The organism is Methylobacterium brachythecii, assembly GCF_014196345.1.
GTDB lineage: Bacteria > Pseudomonadota > Alphaproteobacteria > Rhizobiales > Beijerinckiaceae > Methylobacterium > Methylobacterium brachythecii.
This window is the reverse complement of the sequence record NZ_JACIDN010000009.1, coordinates 143,459-161,289: the sequence shown is the minus strand read 5'-3', so window position 1 is coordinate 161,289 and position 17,831 is coordinate 143,459. Positions and strand designations below refer to the sequence as shown.

At 67.1% G+C, this 17,831-nt stretch carries 17 protein-coding genes; 6 read left to right on the top strand and 11 right to left on the bottom strand.

Features of this window, described 5'->3' with window-relative positions:
* Positions 1-22 precede the first annotated feature (22 nt).
* Positions 23-1,348, bottom strand: a complete 1,326-nt coding sequence (locus GGR33_RS21790; protein ID WP_183509435.1) for an SLC13 family permease — start codon at positions 1,346-1,348, stop codon at positions 23-25.
* 189 nt (positions 1,349-1,537) lie between these two features.
* Between GGR33_RS21790 and GGR33_RS21785 the strand changes: the two genes are divergently transcribed.
* Positions 1,538-2,431 carry a LysR substrate-binding domain-containing protein gene (locus tag GGR33_RS21785; RefSeq protein WP_183509877.1) on the top strand — a complete coding sequence of 298 codons (894 nt, stop codon included), beginning with the start codon at positions 1,538-1,540 and terminating at the stop codon, positions 2,429-2,431.
* A gap of 11 nt (positions 2,432-2,442) precedes the next feature.
* On the opposite strand, the gene GGR33_RS21780 is transcribed toward GGR33_RS21785, so the two are convergent.
* A complete protein-coding gene (locus GGR33_RS21780; protein WP_183509432.1) occupies positions 2,443-3,801 on the bottom strand; it encodes an Nramp family divalent metal transporter in 1,359 nt (452 codons plus the stop codon).
* 225 nt (positions 3,802-4,026) lie between these two features.
* Between GGR33_RS21780 and mntR the strand changes: the two genes are divergently transcribed.
* Together mntR and GGR33_RS21770 are read left to right on the top strand one after the other, a co-directional pair.
* Positions 4,027-4,485: a manganese-binding transcriptional regulator MntR gene (gene mntR, locus GGR33_RS21775; protein ID WP_183509430.1), complete on the top strand. Its 459-nt coding sequence runs from the start codon at positions 4,027-4,029 to the stop codon at positions 4,483-4,485.
* 26 nt (positions 4,486-4,511) lie between these two features.
* The gene (locus tag GGR33_RS21770; RefSeq protein WP_183509426.1) at positions 4,512-4,820 is read left to right on the top strand and encodes a hypothetical protein; all 309 of its coding nucleotides are present in this window, start codon (positions 4,512-4,514) and stop codon (positions 4,818-4,820) included.
* A gap of 46 nt (positions 4,821-4,866) precedes the next feature.
* On the opposite strand, the gene GGR33_RS21765 is transcribed toward GGR33_RS21770, so the two are convergent.
* A complete protein-coding gene (locus tag GGR33_RS21765) occupies positions 4,867-5,046 on the bottom strand; it encodes a hypothetical protein (RefSeq protein ID WP_183509422.1) in 180 nt (59 codons plus the stop codon).
* A 257-nt stretch (positions 5,047-5,303) separates the two neighbouring features.
* Between GGR33_RS21765 and GGR33_RS21760 the strand changes: the two genes are divergently transcribed.
* Positions 5,304-6,023 carry an SGNH/GDSL hydrolase family protein gene (locus GGR33_RS21760; protein ID WP_183509417.1) on the top strand — a complete coding sequence of 240 codons (720 nt, stop codon included), beginning with the start codon at positions 5,304-5,306 and terminating at the stop codon, positions 6,021-6,023.
* A 75-nt stretch (positions 6,024-6,098) separates the two neighbouring features.
* Here GGR33_RS21760 and GGR33_RS21755 read toward each other — a convergent pair whose 3' ends face one another.
* On the bottom strand, positions 6,099-6,563 hold the full coding sequence (locus GGR33_RS21755; RefSeq protein ID WP_246413369.1) for a DUF3617 domain-containing protein: 465 nt from the start codon (positions 6,561-6,563) through the stop codon (positions 6,099-6,101).
* A 288-nt stretch (positions 6,564-6,851) separates the two neighbouring features.
* Positions 6,852-7,109 (bottom strand): hypothetical protein, encoded by a 258-nt coding sequence (locus tag GGR33_RS21750; protein WP_183509414.1) that lies wholly within the window; start codon positions 7,107-7,109, stop codon positions 6,852-6,854.
* A gap of 187 nt (positions 7,110-7,296) precedes the next feature.
* Between GGR33_RS21750 and GGR33_RS21745 the strand changes: the two genes are divergently transcribed.
* Positions 7,297-7,593 (top strand): hypothetical protein, encoded by a 297-nt coding sequence (locus GGR33_RS21745; RefSeq protein WP_246413366.1) that lies wholly within the window; start codon positions 7,297-7,299, stop codon positions 7,591-7,593.
* Between the two features lie 186 nt (positions 7,594-7,779).
* On the opposite strand, the gene GGR33_RS21740 is transcribed toward GGR33_RS21745, so the two are convergent.
* Positions 7,780-8,316: an FkbM family methyltransferase gene (locus tag GGR33_RS21740; protein WP_183509412.1), complete on the bottom strand. Its 537-nt coding sequence runs from the start codon at positions 8,314-8,316 to the stop codon at positions 7,780-7,782.
* Positions 8,317-8,910: 594 nt separating this feature from the next.
* Between GGR33_RS21740 and GGR33_RS21735 the strand changes: the two genes are divergently transcribed.
* A complete protein-coding gene (locus tag GGR33_RS21735) occupies positions 8,911-9,090 on the top strand; it encodes a YegP family protein (RefSeq protein WP_183509409.1) in 180 nt (59 codons plus the stop codon).
* Between the two features lie 7 nt (positions 9,091-9,097).
* Here GGR33_RS21735 and GGR33_RS21730 read toward each other — a convergent pair whose 3' ends face one another.
* The 5 genes from GGR33_RS21730 to GGR33_RS21710 form a co-directional block, all read right to left on the bottom strand.
* On the bottom strand, positions 9,098-10,642 hold the full coding sequence (locus tag GGR33_RS21730) for an AMP-binding protein (RefSeq protein ID WP_183509407.1): 1,545 nt from the start codon (positions 10,640-10,642) through the stop codon (positions 9,098-9,100).
* 9 nt (positions 10,643-10,651) lie between these two features.
* Positions 10,652-10,915 carry an acyl carrier protein gene (locus tag GGR33_RS21725; protein WP_284212084.1) on the bottom strand — a complete coding sequence of 88 codons (264 nt, stop codon included), beginning with the start codon at positions 10,913-10,915 and terminating at the stop codon, positions 10,652-10,654.
* Positions 10,916-11,025: 110 nt separating this feature from the next.
* Positions 11,026-11,937: a transglutaminase family protein gene (locus GGR33_RS21720; protein WP_183509403.1), complete on the bottom strand. Its 912-nt coding sequence runs from the start codon at positions 11,935-11,937 to the stop codon at positions 11,026-11,028.
* Complete coding sequence (locus tag GGR33_RS21715; RefSeq protein ID WP_183509401.1) at positions 11,934-14,456, bottom strand: circularly permuted type 2 ATP-grasp protein; 2,523 nt, start codon at positions 14,454-14,456, stop codon at positions 11,934-11,936. The genes GGR33_RS21720 and GGR33_RS21715 overlap by 4 nt, the downstream gene beginning before the upstream one ends.
* Positions 14,453-17,722, bottom strand: a complete 3,270-nt coding sequence (locus GGR33_RS21710; RefSeq protein WP_284212083.1) for a transglutaminase family protein — start codon at positions 17,720-17,722, stop codon at positions 14,453-14,455. The genes GGR33_RS21715 and GGR33_RS21710 overlap by 4 nt, the downstream gene beginning before the upstream one ends.
* Positions 17,723-17,831 lie beyond the last annotated feature (109 nt).

Here is a 17,831-nt window from a genome sequence, read left to right as displayed (position 1 = left end):
GCAAACCTGTACCTTTGGCCGATCACGGCAGCCTCCCGAGAAGGCGAAACCACAGGAAGGCGCAAGGCGCTGCGATCAGCAGAGTCGCGGTCCCGAAGACCAGGGTGAGACGGGTGGTGTCGGCGAGGCTCACCCGGCCCAGATCCATCGTCATGACGATCGGCGGCGCCTGGTAGGGCAGGAACACGTTCGCGTAGCCGACGACCTGGATCATCACCACGCTCATCAGGTCGAGCCCGCTCGCCTGGGAAAAATCCTGGGCGAGCGCGGTATAGAGGGCCGGGGCGCCGTTCGTCGTCGTCGCGAACAGAAAACCGACCGAGATCGCCACCAAGGTCGCAAAGTTCTTGGCCGAGGCGCCGACTTCGAAGGGCGCCACCGCGAGCAGCGCCCGGCCGATTTCGCGTCCCAGCCCGCTCTCGTTGACGATGGCGGTCAGCCCGAAGATCGCGGCGATGTAGAAACATGTCTTCAGCTGGATCTGGCTGAAGGCGTCGCCCGGCAGCACGCCGACCTTCGGCAGCATCACCACGACCGCGGCGGCGAGACCGACCCAGGCCGGCGGGATGTGGTGGATGCCGTCGGTCACCCAGAGACCGAGCATGATTGCGAGGATCACGGCGAGCCGGCGCTCGTCGGCCGAGATCGGCGGCAGCGGCTCCATCGGCGGCCGCTCGCTGCCGATCCTGTCCCGGAACAGCAGCACCACGCAGACGGTGAGGATCGCGCCCTTCAGCACCGCTAGCACCGGCGCGTGCAGCCAGAGATAGGGAAGGTATGTCAGGTGCAGGCCGTAGAGCGTCTCGGCGGTCCCGGCCATGACGAGGTTCGGCACGTTGGCCGGCAGGAGTGCCGCCGAGAGGATCGGCGTGGCGACACCAAACGCGAGGATCGCGCCGGTGCGGCCTGGCCGGCCGGGCGTGAGGCCGTAGGCGTCGCAGATCGCGAGTAGCACCGGCACCATCAGCGCGATCCGCCCGAGATTGGACGGCATCACGAAGGCGAGCAGGAAGGAGAAGGCGATCAGGCCGGCGACGAAGCCCGGATAGGAATTCGGCAGCTGGTCGGCTAGCGCCCGCGCCAGCCGCTGACCGAGCCCGGTGCGGTTGATGGCGAGCCCGACGACCATGCCGCTCGTCACCAGCCAGAAGGCCTGCGACGCGAAACCCGAGAAGATGGTCTGCGGCGAGGCGAGCTTCAGCAGCATCGCCAAGGCAAAGAACATCAGTGCCGTGACGACCTCGGCGATCAGCCCGGTCGCCCATAGCCCCATGCACAGCACGAGGAGGCCGCCGGTCAGAAAGACCGTGGCCTGCGAAGCCGCCGCGCCTGCTGCGATTGCACCCATCGGGTCGCTTCAAAACCCAACTTGGAACAGTTCGCAATTCGGAATTTTTGGCATCTACCTTCGCGAATGACGAAGGAAATTTTCTGCACGTGCTGTAAGATGCGTCGCAGCATACGAGTCACGGTTTCGTTATCAGCGAAGTTGGGACGTGGTGCGGGCGATCGATCCAGTGGTGGTGACCGATCCATGATGCGTTTCGATCTCGTCGATCTCGGCCTGTTTCGCCACGTCGTGGAGGCCGGCTCGATCACGCATGGTGCCGAGCGGGCACATCTCGCGCTGGCAGCGGCCTCGGCGCGGATCAAGGCGATGGAGGTGTCCCTCGGCGCGGCGCTGCTGGTGCGGGGCAGGCAGGGCGTGGTGCCGACGCCGGCCGGGCAGGCGCTCCTCGCCCATGCTCGCAGCCTGCTCACCGATATCGATCGGCTGCAAAGCGACCTGTCGGTCTTTGCCGGCGGGGCCGTCGGCCAGATCCGCCTCATGTCGAACACCAATGCGCTGACCGAGTTCCTGCCCGAGGCGCTCTCGGCCTATCTCGCACTCCATCCCGGCGTGAGCGTCGACATGGAGGAGCGGACCTCGGACGAGATCGTCGGGCTCGTCGCCGAGGGTGCGACCGATCTCGGCATCGTGGCCGGAACGGTCGATACCGGCGGATTGCAGACGTTTCCGTTTCGCCACGATCGTTTCGTGGCCGTGGTCGCCGCGGGCCATGCCCTGAGCGGCCGCAGCAGCATCGGCTTCGCCGAAGTGCTCGAACACGATCTCGTCGGGCTGGACCGGCCGAGCGCCCTGACGCGCTTCCTATCCGCGAAGGCCTCGCGGATCGGCCGGGTCATGCGGCTCAGGGTGCAACTCCGAAGCTTCGACGCCATCTGCCGTCTCGTCGAATGCGGTGTCGGGCTCGGCATCGTGCCGGAGACCACCGCCCGCCGCGCCAAGCGCGGCATGGACTTCGCCATCCTGCCGCTGGAGGATTCTTGGGCTGCGCGCGACCTGACCCTGTGCGTGCGCGACCTCGATGCGCTGGCGCCCTTCGCGCAGGAATTCGTGACCCATCTGCGAGGGTCAGCGCCCGCTTGAGGGCGTGGCCCTCAGCCGCCGGAAACGGTGTCGATCAACAGCTTCACGTTCAGCACCACGATCACCGCCGCGATCCCCCAGGACAGCCATTTCAGCCAGCCCGGCACCACCAGCGCGCCCATCTTCTCGCGGTCTGACACGAACCGCACCAGCGGGATCACCGCGAAGGGCAACTGCATCGAGAGCACCACCTGGCTCAGCACCAGTAGCCGCGCCGTGCCACCGTCGCCGTAGAGCGCGGTGACGATCACCACCGGCACGATGGCGATCGCGCGGGTGATCAGCCGGCGCGCCCAGTCCGGGATGCGCAGGTGCAGGAAGCCTTCCATCACGATCTGGCCGGCCAGCGTCGCGGTCACCGTGGAATTGAGCCCCGAGGCGAGAAGCGCCACTGCGAACAGGGTCGAGGCGAGGCCGACGCCGAGCAGCGGCGAGAGCAGCTCGAAGGCCTGCTCGATCTCCTGCACCTCGGTGCGCCCGCTGGCGTGGAAGACGGCTGCTGCCAGGATCAAGATCGAGGCATTCACGAAGAGCGCCAGCATCAGGGCGATGGTGGAATCGGTGACCGCGAAGCGCAGGGCCTCGCGGCGCCCCCGGTCGGTGCGCGGATAGGCTCGCGTCTGCACGATCGAGGAGTGCAGGTAGAGATTGTGCGGCATTACGGTCGCCCCGATGATGCCGATGGCGATGTACAGGGCGGCCGGATTCGTGACGATCTGCGAGGAGGGCACGAAGCCCCCGAGCACGGCCTGGATCGGCGGCGCGGCGAGCGCGATCTGGATGCCGAAGCAGACGAAGATCACCGCGAGCAGCGCGATCACAAAGGCTTCGAGCGCGCGAAAACCCCGGCGCATGAGCAGCAGCACGAGCAGCACGTCGAGCGCGGTGATCACCGTGCCCATCACCAGTGGGATGCCGAACAGAAGCTTGAGCGCGATCGCGGTGCCGATCACCTCGGCGAGGTCGCAGGCGATGATCGCGATCTCGCAGGCGAGCCAGAGCGCGACGCCGACCGGGCGCGGATAGTGGTCGCGGCAGGCCTGGGCGAGGTCGCGCCCGGTGGCGATGCCGAGCCGGGCGGCGAGCGCCTGCAGCACGATCGCCATCATGTTCGAGAGCAGGATGACGGCGAGCAGTGTGTAGCCGAACTGCGCGCCGCCGGCGATGTCGGTCGCCCAGTTGCCCGGGTCCATGTAGCCGACCGAGACCATGTAGCCCGGCCCGAGGAAGCCGACGAGGCGGCGCAGCCAATGGCCGCCGGCCAGCACCGGCACGCTGCCGTTTAGATGGCCGAGGCTCGGCTGCTCCTGCGTTTCACGCGCGAAGCGCCAGCCTCGGCTCGGCTCGGTCGGGATCAAGAGGGTGTCCATCGGGTGCGGATCGGATGAATGGGCAGCGCCGATGTGGACGTGCCAGTCGAATATAGCAATAGCTATACTTATGCGCCCAAGCTTTTCAACCGCAATGCGACATCGTGGCGACCGCTACGCTTTCGGCAGGGAATGTTGCGGGACGGGATTCACGCATCGCACCCGCTTCGGCTAGAACAGCGACACCGTCGCCGGATCGAAGCGAGAAGGATTCAAGGCCTCAGCATGCAGGAACCGCCCTCCTCCACGCCTGAGGGATCGCTGATCGATCCGGAAGTCCATGTCGAAAGCTTCCGACAGGCCCGCGAAGCGCGCCGGCTCGAGCTGGTCGAGGATTACGTCGAGCTGATCGCCGACCTGATCGGCGATGGAGGCGAGGCGCGTCAGGTCGACATCGCCGCCCGCCTCGGCGTCGCGCAGCCCACCGTCGCGAAGATGCTGAAGCGGCTGGCCGAGGATGGCCTCGTCCAGCAGCGGCCCTATCGCGGTGTCTTCCTGACGGCGTCCGGCGAGGCGCTGGCGGCGCAATCGCGCGAGCGGCACCGCATCGTCGAGCGCTTCCTCTGCGCCCTCGGCGTCAGCCCCGAGACGGCGCGGCGTGATGCCGAGGGCATCGAGCACCATGTCAGCGCCGAGACGCTGGACGCTTTCCGCCGCTTTGCCGACGGCCGCTCGAACGCCTGAGCGCCCCTGCCCCCACGAGGATCAAGATGGATCTCGACAAGCAGATCGCGGCGCTCGCCGCCGTGACCAGCCAGCACGACGAGGGGCTCAAGTCGCTCTCGGAGGGCCTCGCCGAGATGAGCGCCCGCCAGATCGCGCATCAGATGGCGATCGGTTTCCTGGCCAACGTCCTACGCTCGATCGATTCGGACCATTACGACGAGCGGCTCGGCGGCTATCTCGCGATGCTGAAGGACGCCCTCACCCGCGACGATCCTGACGCTGCCCTGGCCGGCACCGTGCTGGAGACCGTGCAGCGGGTGCTGCAGCCGCAGGCGGAACAGGACGAGGAATAAGGCGGCTTAGCGCTGCCCGATCGTGCCGGGACGCGACAGTGGCCAACTAAGGCAGATCTACCCTGGAGGCCTCCGACCACCAGATCGTCGACACGGTCATGCAGAGGATGCCGAGAGCCAGGAGGAACAGCGCCCGATGCGGCATCCGGGCCTCGCGCAGCCGCGCCAGCAGGATCGAGCCGGCGAGGAACAGCAGAGCTCCGGCGATGCCGATGACTTTGATCACGGGGTCGCTGTCTCCGGCCGGTCCGTCCTGTTTCGCCGGGGCACGCCTAACCCGGCGGCGGCCGGTGCGGAAGAGATCTCTCGCCCCGAGGCCCCGCTCGTTCTCGCAAACGAGCCGGGCGGCGATGCGACGCTTAGACTTCAGGCAGACGTCGATCTATGACGACCCTCGTGACGGTGGTGTTGCGGACCGGTCATCGACCGATCGACAAATAAGATCACAGGCAGCGTCGATCGTTCATATTAGACGATGATTTGATGTTAAAGAGCAGAAGAACGACTTTCGGACTGTTGGTTTTATTGTGCGGTATTCTCGCCGGCATACCGATCGGACGGCTGATGCTGCAATCTCCGGACATTATTGCGATTTACAAAGATGTGAGACTGAACGTCGTCCAGCAGTATCTCGATGAGGCCGATCCGGGCTTCGTGCTGATTGCCGGCGACTCGAATGCCGAACTGCACAGTCCATCGGAAGGACTGTGCGGAAGCGCCGTCGTCAATGTCGGGATGAGCGGCGCAACGACGAGTTCCTACGCTGAAACGCTGGATAAACTGCATTTTCCCGTGCGACCGCGGGCTGCGGTGTTGACGATCGGGACGAACGATCTCGGCCGGAAAAAGGAGCCGACGAGCGCACGCTCCGGCGCGCTCTTCGAGACTGCGCTCGAGGCCTTGGTCGTGAAGCTGCGGTCGATCGCCGACACGGTCTTCGTCACGGCCGTTCCGCCCGTCGACCATGATGCCGAACGCCATATCGATGCGCTTGCCGTCATCGACTATTCGAATCGGATCAAAGCGGCCTGCGAAAGGCTGGGTTGTCGCTTCATCGACCCGTTCGCCACGCTTCGCGAGGGCGGGACCGGATACGGGTTGCCCGGCGTCAATCGGAACGGGAAGCATATGAAACGATACAAGCCGGTGTTCAGCGCGATCGGTGCCGAAATGTGCCCTGGTCGAAGCGCTCGAGATCACTGAGCGTAGCGGCATAGACCGCTTTGGCGCAGAGGCCGTTCAGGAGGAAGGCGGCCCGACGAGCGCGCGCGTCCGTCCTTACAGAGTCGGCGCCTTGCTGGGCTCGCAGCTTCCGGTGCGACGTCCGGTCTGCACCTCCGTCATGGTCATGTTTTTGCCGCCCATCTGCATCGTGATGCGGCCCTGAAATCGATCCTGCCTGAAGACGTAATGCGCCTTGGCGTTGGCGGAGTTCTTTCCCTCGCAGACGATGTCGAAGCTGATCTGATCGCCTTCCTCGTATCGGTTCACGAAGGGGCATCGGGACAGCGGGTTGTTGTCGCTGAGAACCATGATGCCGTGCGTGTTGGCCGCCGGATCGGCGGTCAGGCACAGGCTAGCGGTCTTCTTCTGGGTCATGCCCTCGAGGTGCGGCAGTTCGAGCGTCACCTCGACCTCATAGGAGCCGCTTTCGACGTGAGCCGGGCCGGCCGATGCTGGGACCGCGCACAAGGCGGCGATGACAACCGCTCCCCGGCACAGGCTTCGATGCGTCATCATCATGCACTCCTGCCCTAGCGAAGCACGACTGGGACGTTGCCGCGCCCCATTTCTTGCTCTCGAACACGAAGGACTCGCGCGCGGACGGCCATGCAGAGGCCCGAACCGGACACGGAAGCGACGGATCGTGGCGAGCGCGGACCCTAAAAAACAAGGCGCGTCATCGGTTTGATGAGCGCGCCCAGGTGGTTCCGGGTCTCAGGAAGGAACTGGTTGCCGGATAGGCGATGCCGCCGAGTCGCGCTGTAGCGCGTCAGAGACACCGCACAGACCTGCGCCGTCACGCCAACGTCATGCTCTGAGGCGGGCCAGGCTCGTCTGTCGGCGTTCGACGGAGCTGTAGACGAAGCGTCCGAAAGGCGAGGTCTCGAGCGTACGCCTTCTGGATACCGCCTGCAGAACCTCTTCGAGTGCGGTGATCTTGTCGCTCGGGCGACGATAGGCGGCCTCAAGCTCGTCCAACGCTTCGCCAACCTGCTCGACGATCGTGGAATCCGTGACGACGGAGGCGTGATCGACCTTGCGAAGGCAGCGGGCAACGGGCGTCATGAATCAGACATAAGCGCGCCCGGAACGGGCTGTCGAGGATTGTTAGCCAACTGATGTAACGGGCGCATACGGAAGCCCGTAGAATCCACCGGACTCGGACCGGTCGCGCGCCAGATGCATCGTCGATCGGAGCGGATTGGATTTCTCATTCAAACGTCTTACGCGGCAGGGAACCTGAGAGAGTGCCATGCCCACGATCACAACTCTGGCTGAAACGCTTGTCCGATTCGCCAAGCCCGGCATGACAGCCAAAGAACTTCTCGCCGCCGTCCGCGAGCAGCATCCCGAAAGCACGAAGAAGGAGGTCGTTCGGGCTGCGTTCTACGCTCTCACCGAAGGCCACCCGATCGATCCGGAGCGCGCCAGAGAGCTTCACGGCTTCGCCATCGGCGCGCGTGCGAGCGATGAGGACGGGCCGATCAAGCGCGGCAAGCTCCGTAAGAAGAAGCACGCCAAGACGGATCGAGAAGCGCCGGTCGGCTGATCGAGGCCACCTCGCTCGAAATCTTCGAACCGACCCACTACCCTCCGGTAGTGTCTCAGTTTGAATTTGCTGATCGGCTCAGGCGAAATTCGATCCTCGACAGCAAGCGGGTGCGATGATGGTGCCAATGCTTGTTCAGGGCGGGGAGGGTCGAAAATCAAAGGCCCGCATGCGCGCTCGCTCAAGCTAAAAAAGCTGGGAGCGCAGCACGAAGCCGTATTCGTTTCCGCGATCGCTGACCCAATGGAGGCCGTAGCCAGCACGCTTCAGACCTTCGACCGCACCGATCGTCTGCTGCGCGCTGTGGCCGTATTGAAGGTGGTGGAATTCAACTGCGATTTGCATCGGGCGCACCCCCGCACACAACATTTGATCTAGTACTTCGTATTCGAACCCTTCGATGTCCATTTTCAGGAGATCGATATGGTCGTGATTCAACTGTCTCATAAGCTGGGGAATGGTCGTCACGGGGCATTGGACGACGCCAGTGAGCTTGGCCCCCGCGACGGGAGTGCGGCTAAAGCAATCCAGATCTTTCCTTGCTGGCACGTGGAAATCGAGGATCCCCTCGCTCCCACTCAGGCCAATCGGGATGAACTGGAATTCGGACGGAACGTTCTGACGTTTGATCCACTCGATCGCATTGGGTGTCGGGTCGGGCGCATAGACGCGACAGCCGATCGTGTCGATCAGTGCGAGATCAAAGCTGATGTCATCGCCCACGCCAGCTGAGTAGACAATCGAGTCGCTGTTCAACCCTGAGACATCGACCTGCCATCCGCCATACGAAGATCCCAGATAGACAGCCGAGGCGATGGATATAGTTGGCTCGTGCAGCCTTATGCCACGTATTCTACTCAAGGTTCGGTACGCTGGACGAATGGTTTTGACGGTGCGTCTCAACAAGTCGAGCATGCGACCCTCGTCCGGGATTTTTAATTGCGCTCAAACGTAGACGATGTATCAGCCTCCCCCATCATAAAATTCGGAACTAATACCTTGCGGCTCAGCCGTGGGCATGGGCAGCGGCTACGATCCGCAGCTCTGTGTAATCTCTACAGCCTCACCTCGAACCAGCAGGCCATGCGCCACCTGTTCGCGGTCCAGCACGACGCGATGGGTAACCTCGCGTCGATGCCGGGCATCTCCCCGAACTATGCGACGCCTACCCGCCCCTGTCGCTGTGGACAGCGTGGATAACGGGGAGAGACCACCTTGATCGCCGGCTAAGACTTGATCGGATCTAAGCCTTTAACCCGGCTTCGATTTCGGCACGGTATGCTCTCGGAGATGAGATGAGGCGCCCGTGAGCGAGCCATGCAGTTCGAGGTGAACGAGGAGCGGCCCGGTCAGTGGTCCTGGACCCTGCGCGGCAGCCGTGGCGAGACCATCGCCCGCTCGCCCGTCGGCTATCCGAGCCAGGTCCAGGCTTCGGCGGCAGCGACCGCCTTCGCCCGCATGGTCGCCAAGGCCAGCGCGCAGATGCACGGGCGTTGAAGCCCGCTCAGGCCTCCGCCAACTCCCGCTCGGCCTGGATCTCGGCCGAGACCCGCTCGGCGACCAACCGCTTGTAATCCACCTTGCCGTTCGGCGTCGTCGGCAGGCTCGCCACGGGCTCGATCTCACGCGGCACCAGGTGCGGAGCCAGCGAGCGGCGCAGATGGGCCATGACCTCGGCCATCCCCGCTCCGGTTCCGGAGGGCACCGCGACGGCGTGGATGCGTTGGCCGACGCCGCGGTCCGGCAGGCCGATCACCGCGGCGGCCCGGAACGCGCCGGTCTCCATCAGCGCAGCCTCGACCTCGGTCGGGCTGACCCGGAACCCCTGCGTCTTGATCATTGCGTCCTCGCGGCCGAGGAAGCGCAGGAAGCCGTGCTCGTCCGCGACGGCGAGGTCGCCAGAGCGGCAGACCGGCCGGTCCTCTCCGGCGATCGGAAACGGGTCGGGCACCAGGATGCGTGCGGTATCCTCCGGCCGGTTCCAATAGCCGAGCGAGACCGTCGGCCCGCGATGATGCAGGATGCCGGGCTCGCCGGGCCGTGCCTTGTGGCCGTCGGCGGTGACGAGGAAGATCTCGGTCTCGGGGATGGCCCGGCCGATGGAATCCGGGCGGCGGTCGACCTCCTGCGGCGGCAGGTAGGTCGAGCGAAAGGCTTCGGTCAGCCCGTACATCAGGAACAGGCTCGTCGCGGGCAGGCGCTCGCGCAGACGGCGGATAGTGCCGAGCGCCAGGCTGCCGCCGGAATTCGTGAGATAGCGCAGGCTCGAGAGGTCGGCCTTGGCGAAGCGCGGGCTGGCGCGCGTCAGCAGGGTCCACAGGGTGGGCACGCCGGCGAGCCCGGTGATGCGGTGCCGCTCGATCGCCCGCACCACGTCGTCGCCGAGGCGGAACGTGAGAAGCACGATCCGCGCGCCCTGCTCGACGCTGGTGAGCAGCTGGTTCAGCCCGTAATCGAAGGAGAACGGCAGCACCGAGAGGATGCGCTCGTCGCCGGTGATGCCGAGATAGGTCCTGACGATCCGCGTTCCGGCGATCAGGTTGTCGTGGCTCAGCATCACGCCCTTGGGCATGCCGGTGGAGCCGGAGGTGTAGAGGATGGCGGCGAGGTCGGCCGGAGGCGCCTGGCGCGCGGCGTCCGACGAGGCGGCGATCTCGTCGTCGCCCAGCAGCAGGCCTAATCCGAAAAGGTCGTCGAGTACGCCGTCGAGCGCCGCATGGTGGGCCGCATCGGTGACGAGGAGCCGCGCGCCGCAATCCTCGACGATGTGGCGGACCTGCCGCGGGCGGAGCGAGGGATGGATCGGCACGAAGACCGCGCCGGCCGCACTGGCGGCGAAGATCGCGACGCATTCGCCGATCGATTTCGGCAGCAGGATCGCGACACGGTCGCCCGCCTCGACCCCGAGGGAACGCATGCGGGCGGCGAGCGCCGCGACGCGCTCGCGCAGCGCGCCATAGGTGAGCTCATGCTCGCCGTCGACGATCGCCACGCGGCCGGGCGCGCAGGCCTCGCTGTCGAGGAGATGATGCAGCAGCGTCGGTGACATTAGGGACAGTTAGGAATCCGAGCGCCGGTCGTCGACGTAGCGGGCCAGGGTGTCGACGCTCTCGAAGTTGGCGAGGTCGAAGGCGTCCTCGTCGATCTCGAAGCTGTAGTGCTCGCCGAGATGCATCATCAGGTCGAGGATGCCGATGGAATCGAGGGCGTCGCTGGTGACGAGCGAGGTCTGCCCGTCCACCGCGCCGGGTGGCAGGCCCGGATTGCGGGCCGCGATGAAGCCGAAGATCGCCTCCCTCACATCCGCGATCGACTGGACCACGCTCAGTACTCCGTGACAGCGCCAGCGGGCGCCGAACCGAACTCCACTCCGTCCGACAGCGCTCTAAGCCCTTCGCCGGGCATCGTCCACTGCGCCCGGTGGCGAGGCCCTCAGACCATGTCCTCGTCGTCCGGCACGACGTCGACCTCGACCTTGAGCTTCTGGCCGCCGGGCGAGGAGACGATGCCGTCGATGGGGGTCACGTCGCCGTAGTCACGGCCGCTGGTCAACTCGATGTGGTCGTCGCGCACGCCGCAGGCATTGGTCGGGTCGAGGCCGAACCAGCCGCCCTGCCCTGCTCCGTCATGCCAGCCGTTTCCGCACCAGAGCGAGACCCAGGCATGGCTGGCATCGGCGCCGCGCAATCGGGCCTGCCCCGGAGGCGGACGCGTCCGCAGGTAGCCGCTGACATAGGCCGCCGGCAGTCCGAGGCCGCGCAGGCCCGCGATCATCACATGCGCGAAGTCCTGGCAGACGCCGGCCTTGAGCTCGAAGGATTTGGCCAGCGGCGTCGAGACGGTTGTTGCCTTCGCGTCGAAGCGGAAATCGCTCCGGATGCGGTTCATCAGGTCGAAGGCGCCGCCATAGGCGCTGCGTCCGGGGGGAAAGCTCCGGCGCGCATAGTCCGTGACCTCGGCCATGAGGGGCACGCGGCGGCTCGGGAACAAGAAATGCGCGGGAGAGGCTGCATCGAGGGTCGGCAGCGCAAGGGCGGCCTCGCGCACGGCCTCCCAGGACGGCCCGGATTCCGGATCGGGTAGAGCCGGACGCTCGACGATCACCCGGGAGGTCGCCTCGACGGAAAACACCTTGTGCGGCTGGTCGATGATCAGCGTGAGCGCCTGCGGCCCAAAATACTCGTCCCGCGTGCCGCGTCCCTTCGGGACCGGCGTGACCGTGATCGTGCTGGCGAGCACCTGCTGGCCGTCGCCATCCCGCGGGCGAAGCCGGAGGTTGCAGCGGGCGTAGTTGACGGTGCGCGCGTACCGGTAGGTCGTCAGGTGGCGCAGGCTGTAGATCACGCGAGGCCCGTCAGCTTCTCCGGCCGCAGGGCATCGGCGTTGCCGGGGAAGTAGCGGCCGGCGATCAGGGTGGCGAGGTCTTCGAGTTCGTCCTCGAAGCCAGCGAGCTGCCCAGCGTTGAGATCGGTGGCATCCGCCGTGGCGAAGGTGCCGGCGAGACGCAAAGCGGCGCGGCGATGCGGCTCCGGCACGCCGTCGGCGCGCAAGGCCGGCAGCGTGTCGAGGTGGCGCACGATCTCCTCGACCTGGAAGGCGACCGAACGCGGGTTGAACGGATCGAGCAGCGCCATGTCGCGCACGGCGGGCAGGCTGACGCCGGTCAGGTAGCGGGCGCCGTAGGCAATCTGGGAATCGCACAGGGCCAGCATCACCCCGAGATCCTCGGCGCCGGCCTGGTCGCCCGCGAAGCGCAGGGCGAAGGAGCTGGTGTTCACGCCGCGCTCGATGCGTCGGCCCATGTCGAAGAAGCGCCAGCCCGCGGAGTGGTTCATGTTCTCGTGGGAGAGCCCCGACAGGGCCGAGAGGTGGCCCAGCGCCCGTTCGGCCCGGCCGAAGAGCTGCGCCTCGCTCGGCACTCGGGAGTCGTCGAAATCAAGAAGGTCCTGCAACTCGGTCAGGGCCCGCCAGGCTTCCACCGGCAGCCGCTCGCGCAGCGTCGAGGCGGAGCGCCGCGCCGAGAGCACGTGCGAGAGGGCCGAGCCGTGCTGCTCGCGGTCGCACAGAGCCTCGCGGGCCAGGGCCGCCGTCGGCAGGTCGGGTTCGTCCACCGAGCCCCACTCTTCAAGCAGCGCGCGGATGCGCAGGCTCGTCGGCGTGCCGACGTCGCTGCCGGTATCGGAGGCGAGCGTGCCGGCGAGCCGGCCGAGATGGGTCTGAACCAGGCGGATGACGCCTTCCGCCCGCTCGAGATAGCGGCCGAGCCAGAACAGGTTATCGGCGGCGCGCGAGGGCAGATGGCCGGCGATGCGCCGGATCTTCGGGGTGATCGTGTTCAAGAGTGGCGGCGTCTCGACCGGCTGGTCCGACACCACCCAGACATCCGCCGAGCGGATTCCCGCGCGCATGACCGTGGGATCGACGCCTTCCTGTTCGGCCGTGCGGCAGAAGGCGGTCGGCATCACGCGCCAGCCGTCGCTGGTCGCCGTCGCGAAGACCCGCATGACGAAGGGACGCGGGACGAGACGCCCCTCGAACCAGGCCGGCATGGTCGAGAGCGGCCCGGTCTCCTGGCCGACCCAGTCGAACGGGCGGTCGTCGAGGGCGGCGATGGCGCGCTCGCGGGCGGCATCGAGGGCATGGGGCCCGAGGATGGCGTCGCGCTCCGGCCCACGCACCGGCGTCGCGGCCGGCCGCAGAGTCATGCGGTCGAGATTGGCGCGTACATGGGCGAGGCTTTCGGGATCGCCGCACCACCAAGTCGGCGGATCGGAGAGCCGCAGGGACTCGCCGAGCAGGCGCTCGGCGATCCGCGGCAGATAGGGGCTGAGCGCGCCGGATTCGAGTACGCCGGAGCCCGGCATGTTGCCGATCACCACGCCGCCGCGGCGCAGGACGTCGAGGATGCCGGGCACGCCGAGCCGGGACTCCGAGCGCAGCTCCATCGGGTCGAGATAGTCGGCATCGATCCGGCGCCAGAGCGCGTCGGCGCGCTTGAGGCCGGCGACGGTGCGCACGTGCAGGAGCCCGTCCTGCACCACGAGGTCGTCGCCCTCGACGAGCAGGAAGCCGAGATAGCGGGCGAGTGCCGCCTGCTCGACGTAGGTGCTGCTGTAGGGGCCGGAGGTGAGCAGGCAGATGCGCGGATCGCTGCGCTCGCAGGCCGCGGTGATGCCCTCGCGCAAGCTCTGGAAGAAGCCCGGCAGCCGCTCGACGTGCAGGTCCGAGATCAGGTCCGGATAGGCGCGGGCCAGCACCATTCGGTTCTCCAGCGCGAAGCCGAGACCGGACGGCGCCTGGGTGCGGTCGGCCAGCACGCGCCAGCGGCCGTCCGGGCCACGCCCGACATCGGCGGCGTAGAGCTGGAGGTGGCGGCCGCCCGGCGGGGCGATACCGTGGACCGGCCGCAGGAATTCTGGACTGCCGGCGACGGCGGGGGCCGGGAGCAAGCCTTCCGAGATCAGCCGGCCGGGGCCGTAGATGTCGGCGACGATCCGCTCCATCAGCCCGGCGCGCTGGATGATGCCGGCGGCGAGCTCGGCCCAGTCGCGGCCATCGATGATCAGCGGTAGCGGTCCGAGCGGCCAGGCATGTTCGCGCTGGTCGCCATAGACGCGGTAGGAGATCCCGGCATCGTGGATGTGCCGCTCGCCCGACAGGAAGCGGGCCATCACCTCGCGCTCGCCGATCTGGCCGAAGCGCTGGAGAAAACGCGGCCACGCCCCGCGCGTGAAGCCGTTGGCGTCGATGAATTCGTCGAACACGCCTGGCCGGCGCTCGTAGCCGTCGATCCAGCCGCGCACCGGATCGGGGCTCGGCACGTCAGCCGGCCAGTCGTATGCCAGCGCCCCCCCCGAGGTCATCGTGGCGCCGGTGTTCGCAGGTCGAGGGTGAGCGGGAACTCGATCGAGCGCTCCTCGGGCGGCATCTCGATATGACCGGGCGTATGGCCCTCGGCCTCGAAGCGGGCGAGGCGACGCCCCTCCGCCTCGTAGGCGTTCACCGGGAAGCTCTCGTAGTTGCGGCCGCCCGGATGGCTGACGTGATAACGGCAGCCGCCGAGCGAACGGCCGCTCCAACTGTCGAGCACGTCGAAGGTCAGCGGGCCGTGCGCAGGAATCGTCGGGTGCAGCGACGAGGCCGGCTGCCAGGCCTTGAAGCGCAGGCCCGCCACCGCCTCGCCGGAGCGCCCGGTCGAGGTCATCGGCAGTCGACGGCCGTTGCAGGTGATGACGTGACGGGCCGGATTGAAGCCCTCGACCTTCACCTGAAGCCGTTCGACGGATGCATCCACGTAGCGCACGGTGCCGCCGCCCGATCCTTCCTCGCCCAGGACGTGCCAGGGCTCCAGCGCCTGGCGCAGCTCGAGGCCGACGCCGCCCTGCTCGACGCGACCGAAGACCGGGAAGCGGAACGCAGCCTGAGCCTCGAACGCCTTGGGGTCGAAAGCGTAGCCGGCCCTCTTCAGGTCTTCCAGTACGTCTAGGAAGTCCTGCCAGAGGAAATGCGGGAGCATGAACCGATCGTGCAGCGCCGTGCCCCAGCGGACACACGAGCCGCCCTGGGGCTCCCGCCACAGCCAGGCGATGATTGCGCGGAGCAGAAGTTGCTGCGCGAGGCTCATCCGCGCATCCGGCGGCATCTCGAAGGAGCGGAATTCGAGCAAGCCCAGACGGCCCGTCGGACTATCGGGATTGTAGAGCTTGTCGATGCAGATCTCGGCGCGGTGGGTATTGCCGGTGACGTCCGCCAGGATGTTGCGGAACAGCCGGTCGACGAGCCAGTGCGGGATGTTGGGTTCGTCGGGCGCAGGCACCTGGCCGAGGGCGATCTCCAACTCGTAGAGGCCGTCGTGACGGGCCTCGTCCATGCGCGGCGCCTGGCTCGACGGGCCGACATAGAGCCCGGCGAAGAGATAGGACAGGCAAGGATGGCGCTGCCAGTACAGCGTCAGGCTCTTCAAGAGGTCTGGCCGGCGCAGGAAGGGTGAGTCGGCCGGCGTCACGCCGCCGAGCACGACGTGATTGCCGCCGCCGGTGCCGGTATGGCGGCCGTCGATCATGAATTTTTCGGCGCCGAGCCGCGTCTGCCGGGCATCCTCGTAAAGGCCCATCGTGATGTCGACGGCCTCGCGCCAGGAGGCCGCCGGATGCACGTTGATCTCGATGACGCCCGGGTCAGGGGTGACCTTGATCAGGCCGATGCGGGGGTCGTAGGGCGGCTCGTAGCCCTCGATGTGCAGCGGCTGGCCGATTTCGGTGGCCACGGCTTCGAGATGGGCGACGAGTTCGAGATATTCCTCGACCCGCTCCAGCGGCGGCATGAACACGCAGAGCCGGCCCTCGCGGGCCTCGATGGTGATGGCGGTTCGTACCGCGACGCCCTCGATCCCGGCGCCGTTGGCGCGGATCGTGCCGCCGCGGCCATCCGAGAAGTCGCCAGCCAGGGCGCTGCGATCCTCCAGCGGGTCCTGCGGGTGGTAATAGGGGTAGGAGCCCGGCGGCACGTAAGGCAGCGAGGCGAGCGGCAGCCGGAAGCCGGCGGCCGAGTCGCCCGGCATCAGGAATAGGCCGCCGCGCCGGAAGGCCCAGCTCTCCGAGATCCATTGGTGGACCTCGTCCACGGCGAGGCTCGCCACAGGGAGCACGAAGCCCGTCGGGTTCCCCAGGCCCTGCGCGGCGACGCGGGCCATGCGGGCATCGTTCTCGGCGCTGCCGCTCTTGGCATCGGCCGTGGTCACGTTGGCCGGCAGCAGGCTCTCGCTGGTCTTCCAGTAGGCCTCGTCCTCGTAGGCCGGGATGACGTAATCCGAGAGGCCGAGCCGGCCGGCGAGCGCGGTGACGAAGGCGCGTGCCGTGGCCTCGCTGGCCTCGCGTGAGCCTTCCTCGACCGCGATCAGCCCGGGATCGCGCCAGATCGGCTCGCCGTCCTTGCGCCAGTACAGGCCGAAGGCCCAGCGCGGCAGGCTCTCGCCGGGATACCACTTGCCCTGGCCGTAATGCAGCAGGCCGCCCTTGCCGAAGCGCTCGCGCAGGCGCCGGATGAGCTGGTCGGAGAGGCCGCGCTTGGTTGGGCCGACGGCGGACGCGTTCCATTCGGGCGACTGGTAGTCGTCGATCGAGACGAAGGTCGGCTCGCCGCCCATGGTCAGGCGAACGTCCTGCGCCTCCAGATCGGCGTCGACCTGTTCGCCGAGGGCGTCCATCGCCGCCCAGACCGAGTTGGCGAAGGGCTTGGTGATGCGCGGCTCCTCTGCCACGCGGGACACGCGCATCTCGTAGTCGAACGTCGTGCCGGCGGCCTCCGAGGTGCCGGTGATCGGCGCGGCGGAGCGGTAATGCGGCGTCGCCGCGAGCGGGATGTGGCCCTCGCCGGTGAGCAGGCCGGAGGTGGCGTCGAAGCCGATCCAGCCGGCGCCCGGCAGATAGACCTCGGCCCAGGCATGTAGGTCGGTGAAGTCGGTCTTGGTGCCCTCCGGCCCATCGACGGCGACGGTGTCGGGGATGAGCTGGATCAGGTAGCCGGAGACGAAGCGCGCGGCGAAGCCGAGCCGGCGCAGCACCTGGACCAGCAGCCAGCCCGAGTCGCGGCAGGAGCCGAGCTTGGCCTGGAGCGTCTGCGCCGGGGTCAGCACGCCCTCTTCGTAGCGGGTGGAATAGGCGATCTCGGAGCAGATCTGGGCATTGAGCGCGACCAGGAACGGAACCGTGTCGGTCTGTGTCGGCAATCGCGTCAGGAGGGCGTCCATCTCGGGACCATACCCGTCATCCACCGCGAGATAGGGGGCGAGCTCGGCCAGCAGATCGTCGGCATAGGTGAAGGGGCGCGTGTCGGCATAGGGCTCGACGAAGAAGTCGAACGGGTTGATGACCGCGAGATCCGCCGTCAGGTCGACCTCGATCCTGAGTTCGGTGGTTTTCTCCGGGAAGACCACGCGAGCGAGCCAGTTGCCGGCCGGGTCCTGCTGCCAGTTGATGAAGTGGTTCGCCGGGCTGACCTTCAGCGCATAGGCCGGTATCTTGGTGCGCGTATGCGGCGCCGGCCGCAGCCGGATCACATGGGGAGACAGCGTGATCGGCCGGTCGTAGCGGTAATGGGTGACGTGGTGCAGCGCGGCTTTGATCGACACGAAGGCTCCCGCTTCCCTTGGCACGGCCCGGATCGGCCTCATCGGTCCGGAACCCGGCATGGGCGCCCGACCGGAGCGGAAAAAGCAAGAACCGTGCTTCCGCTTTGCG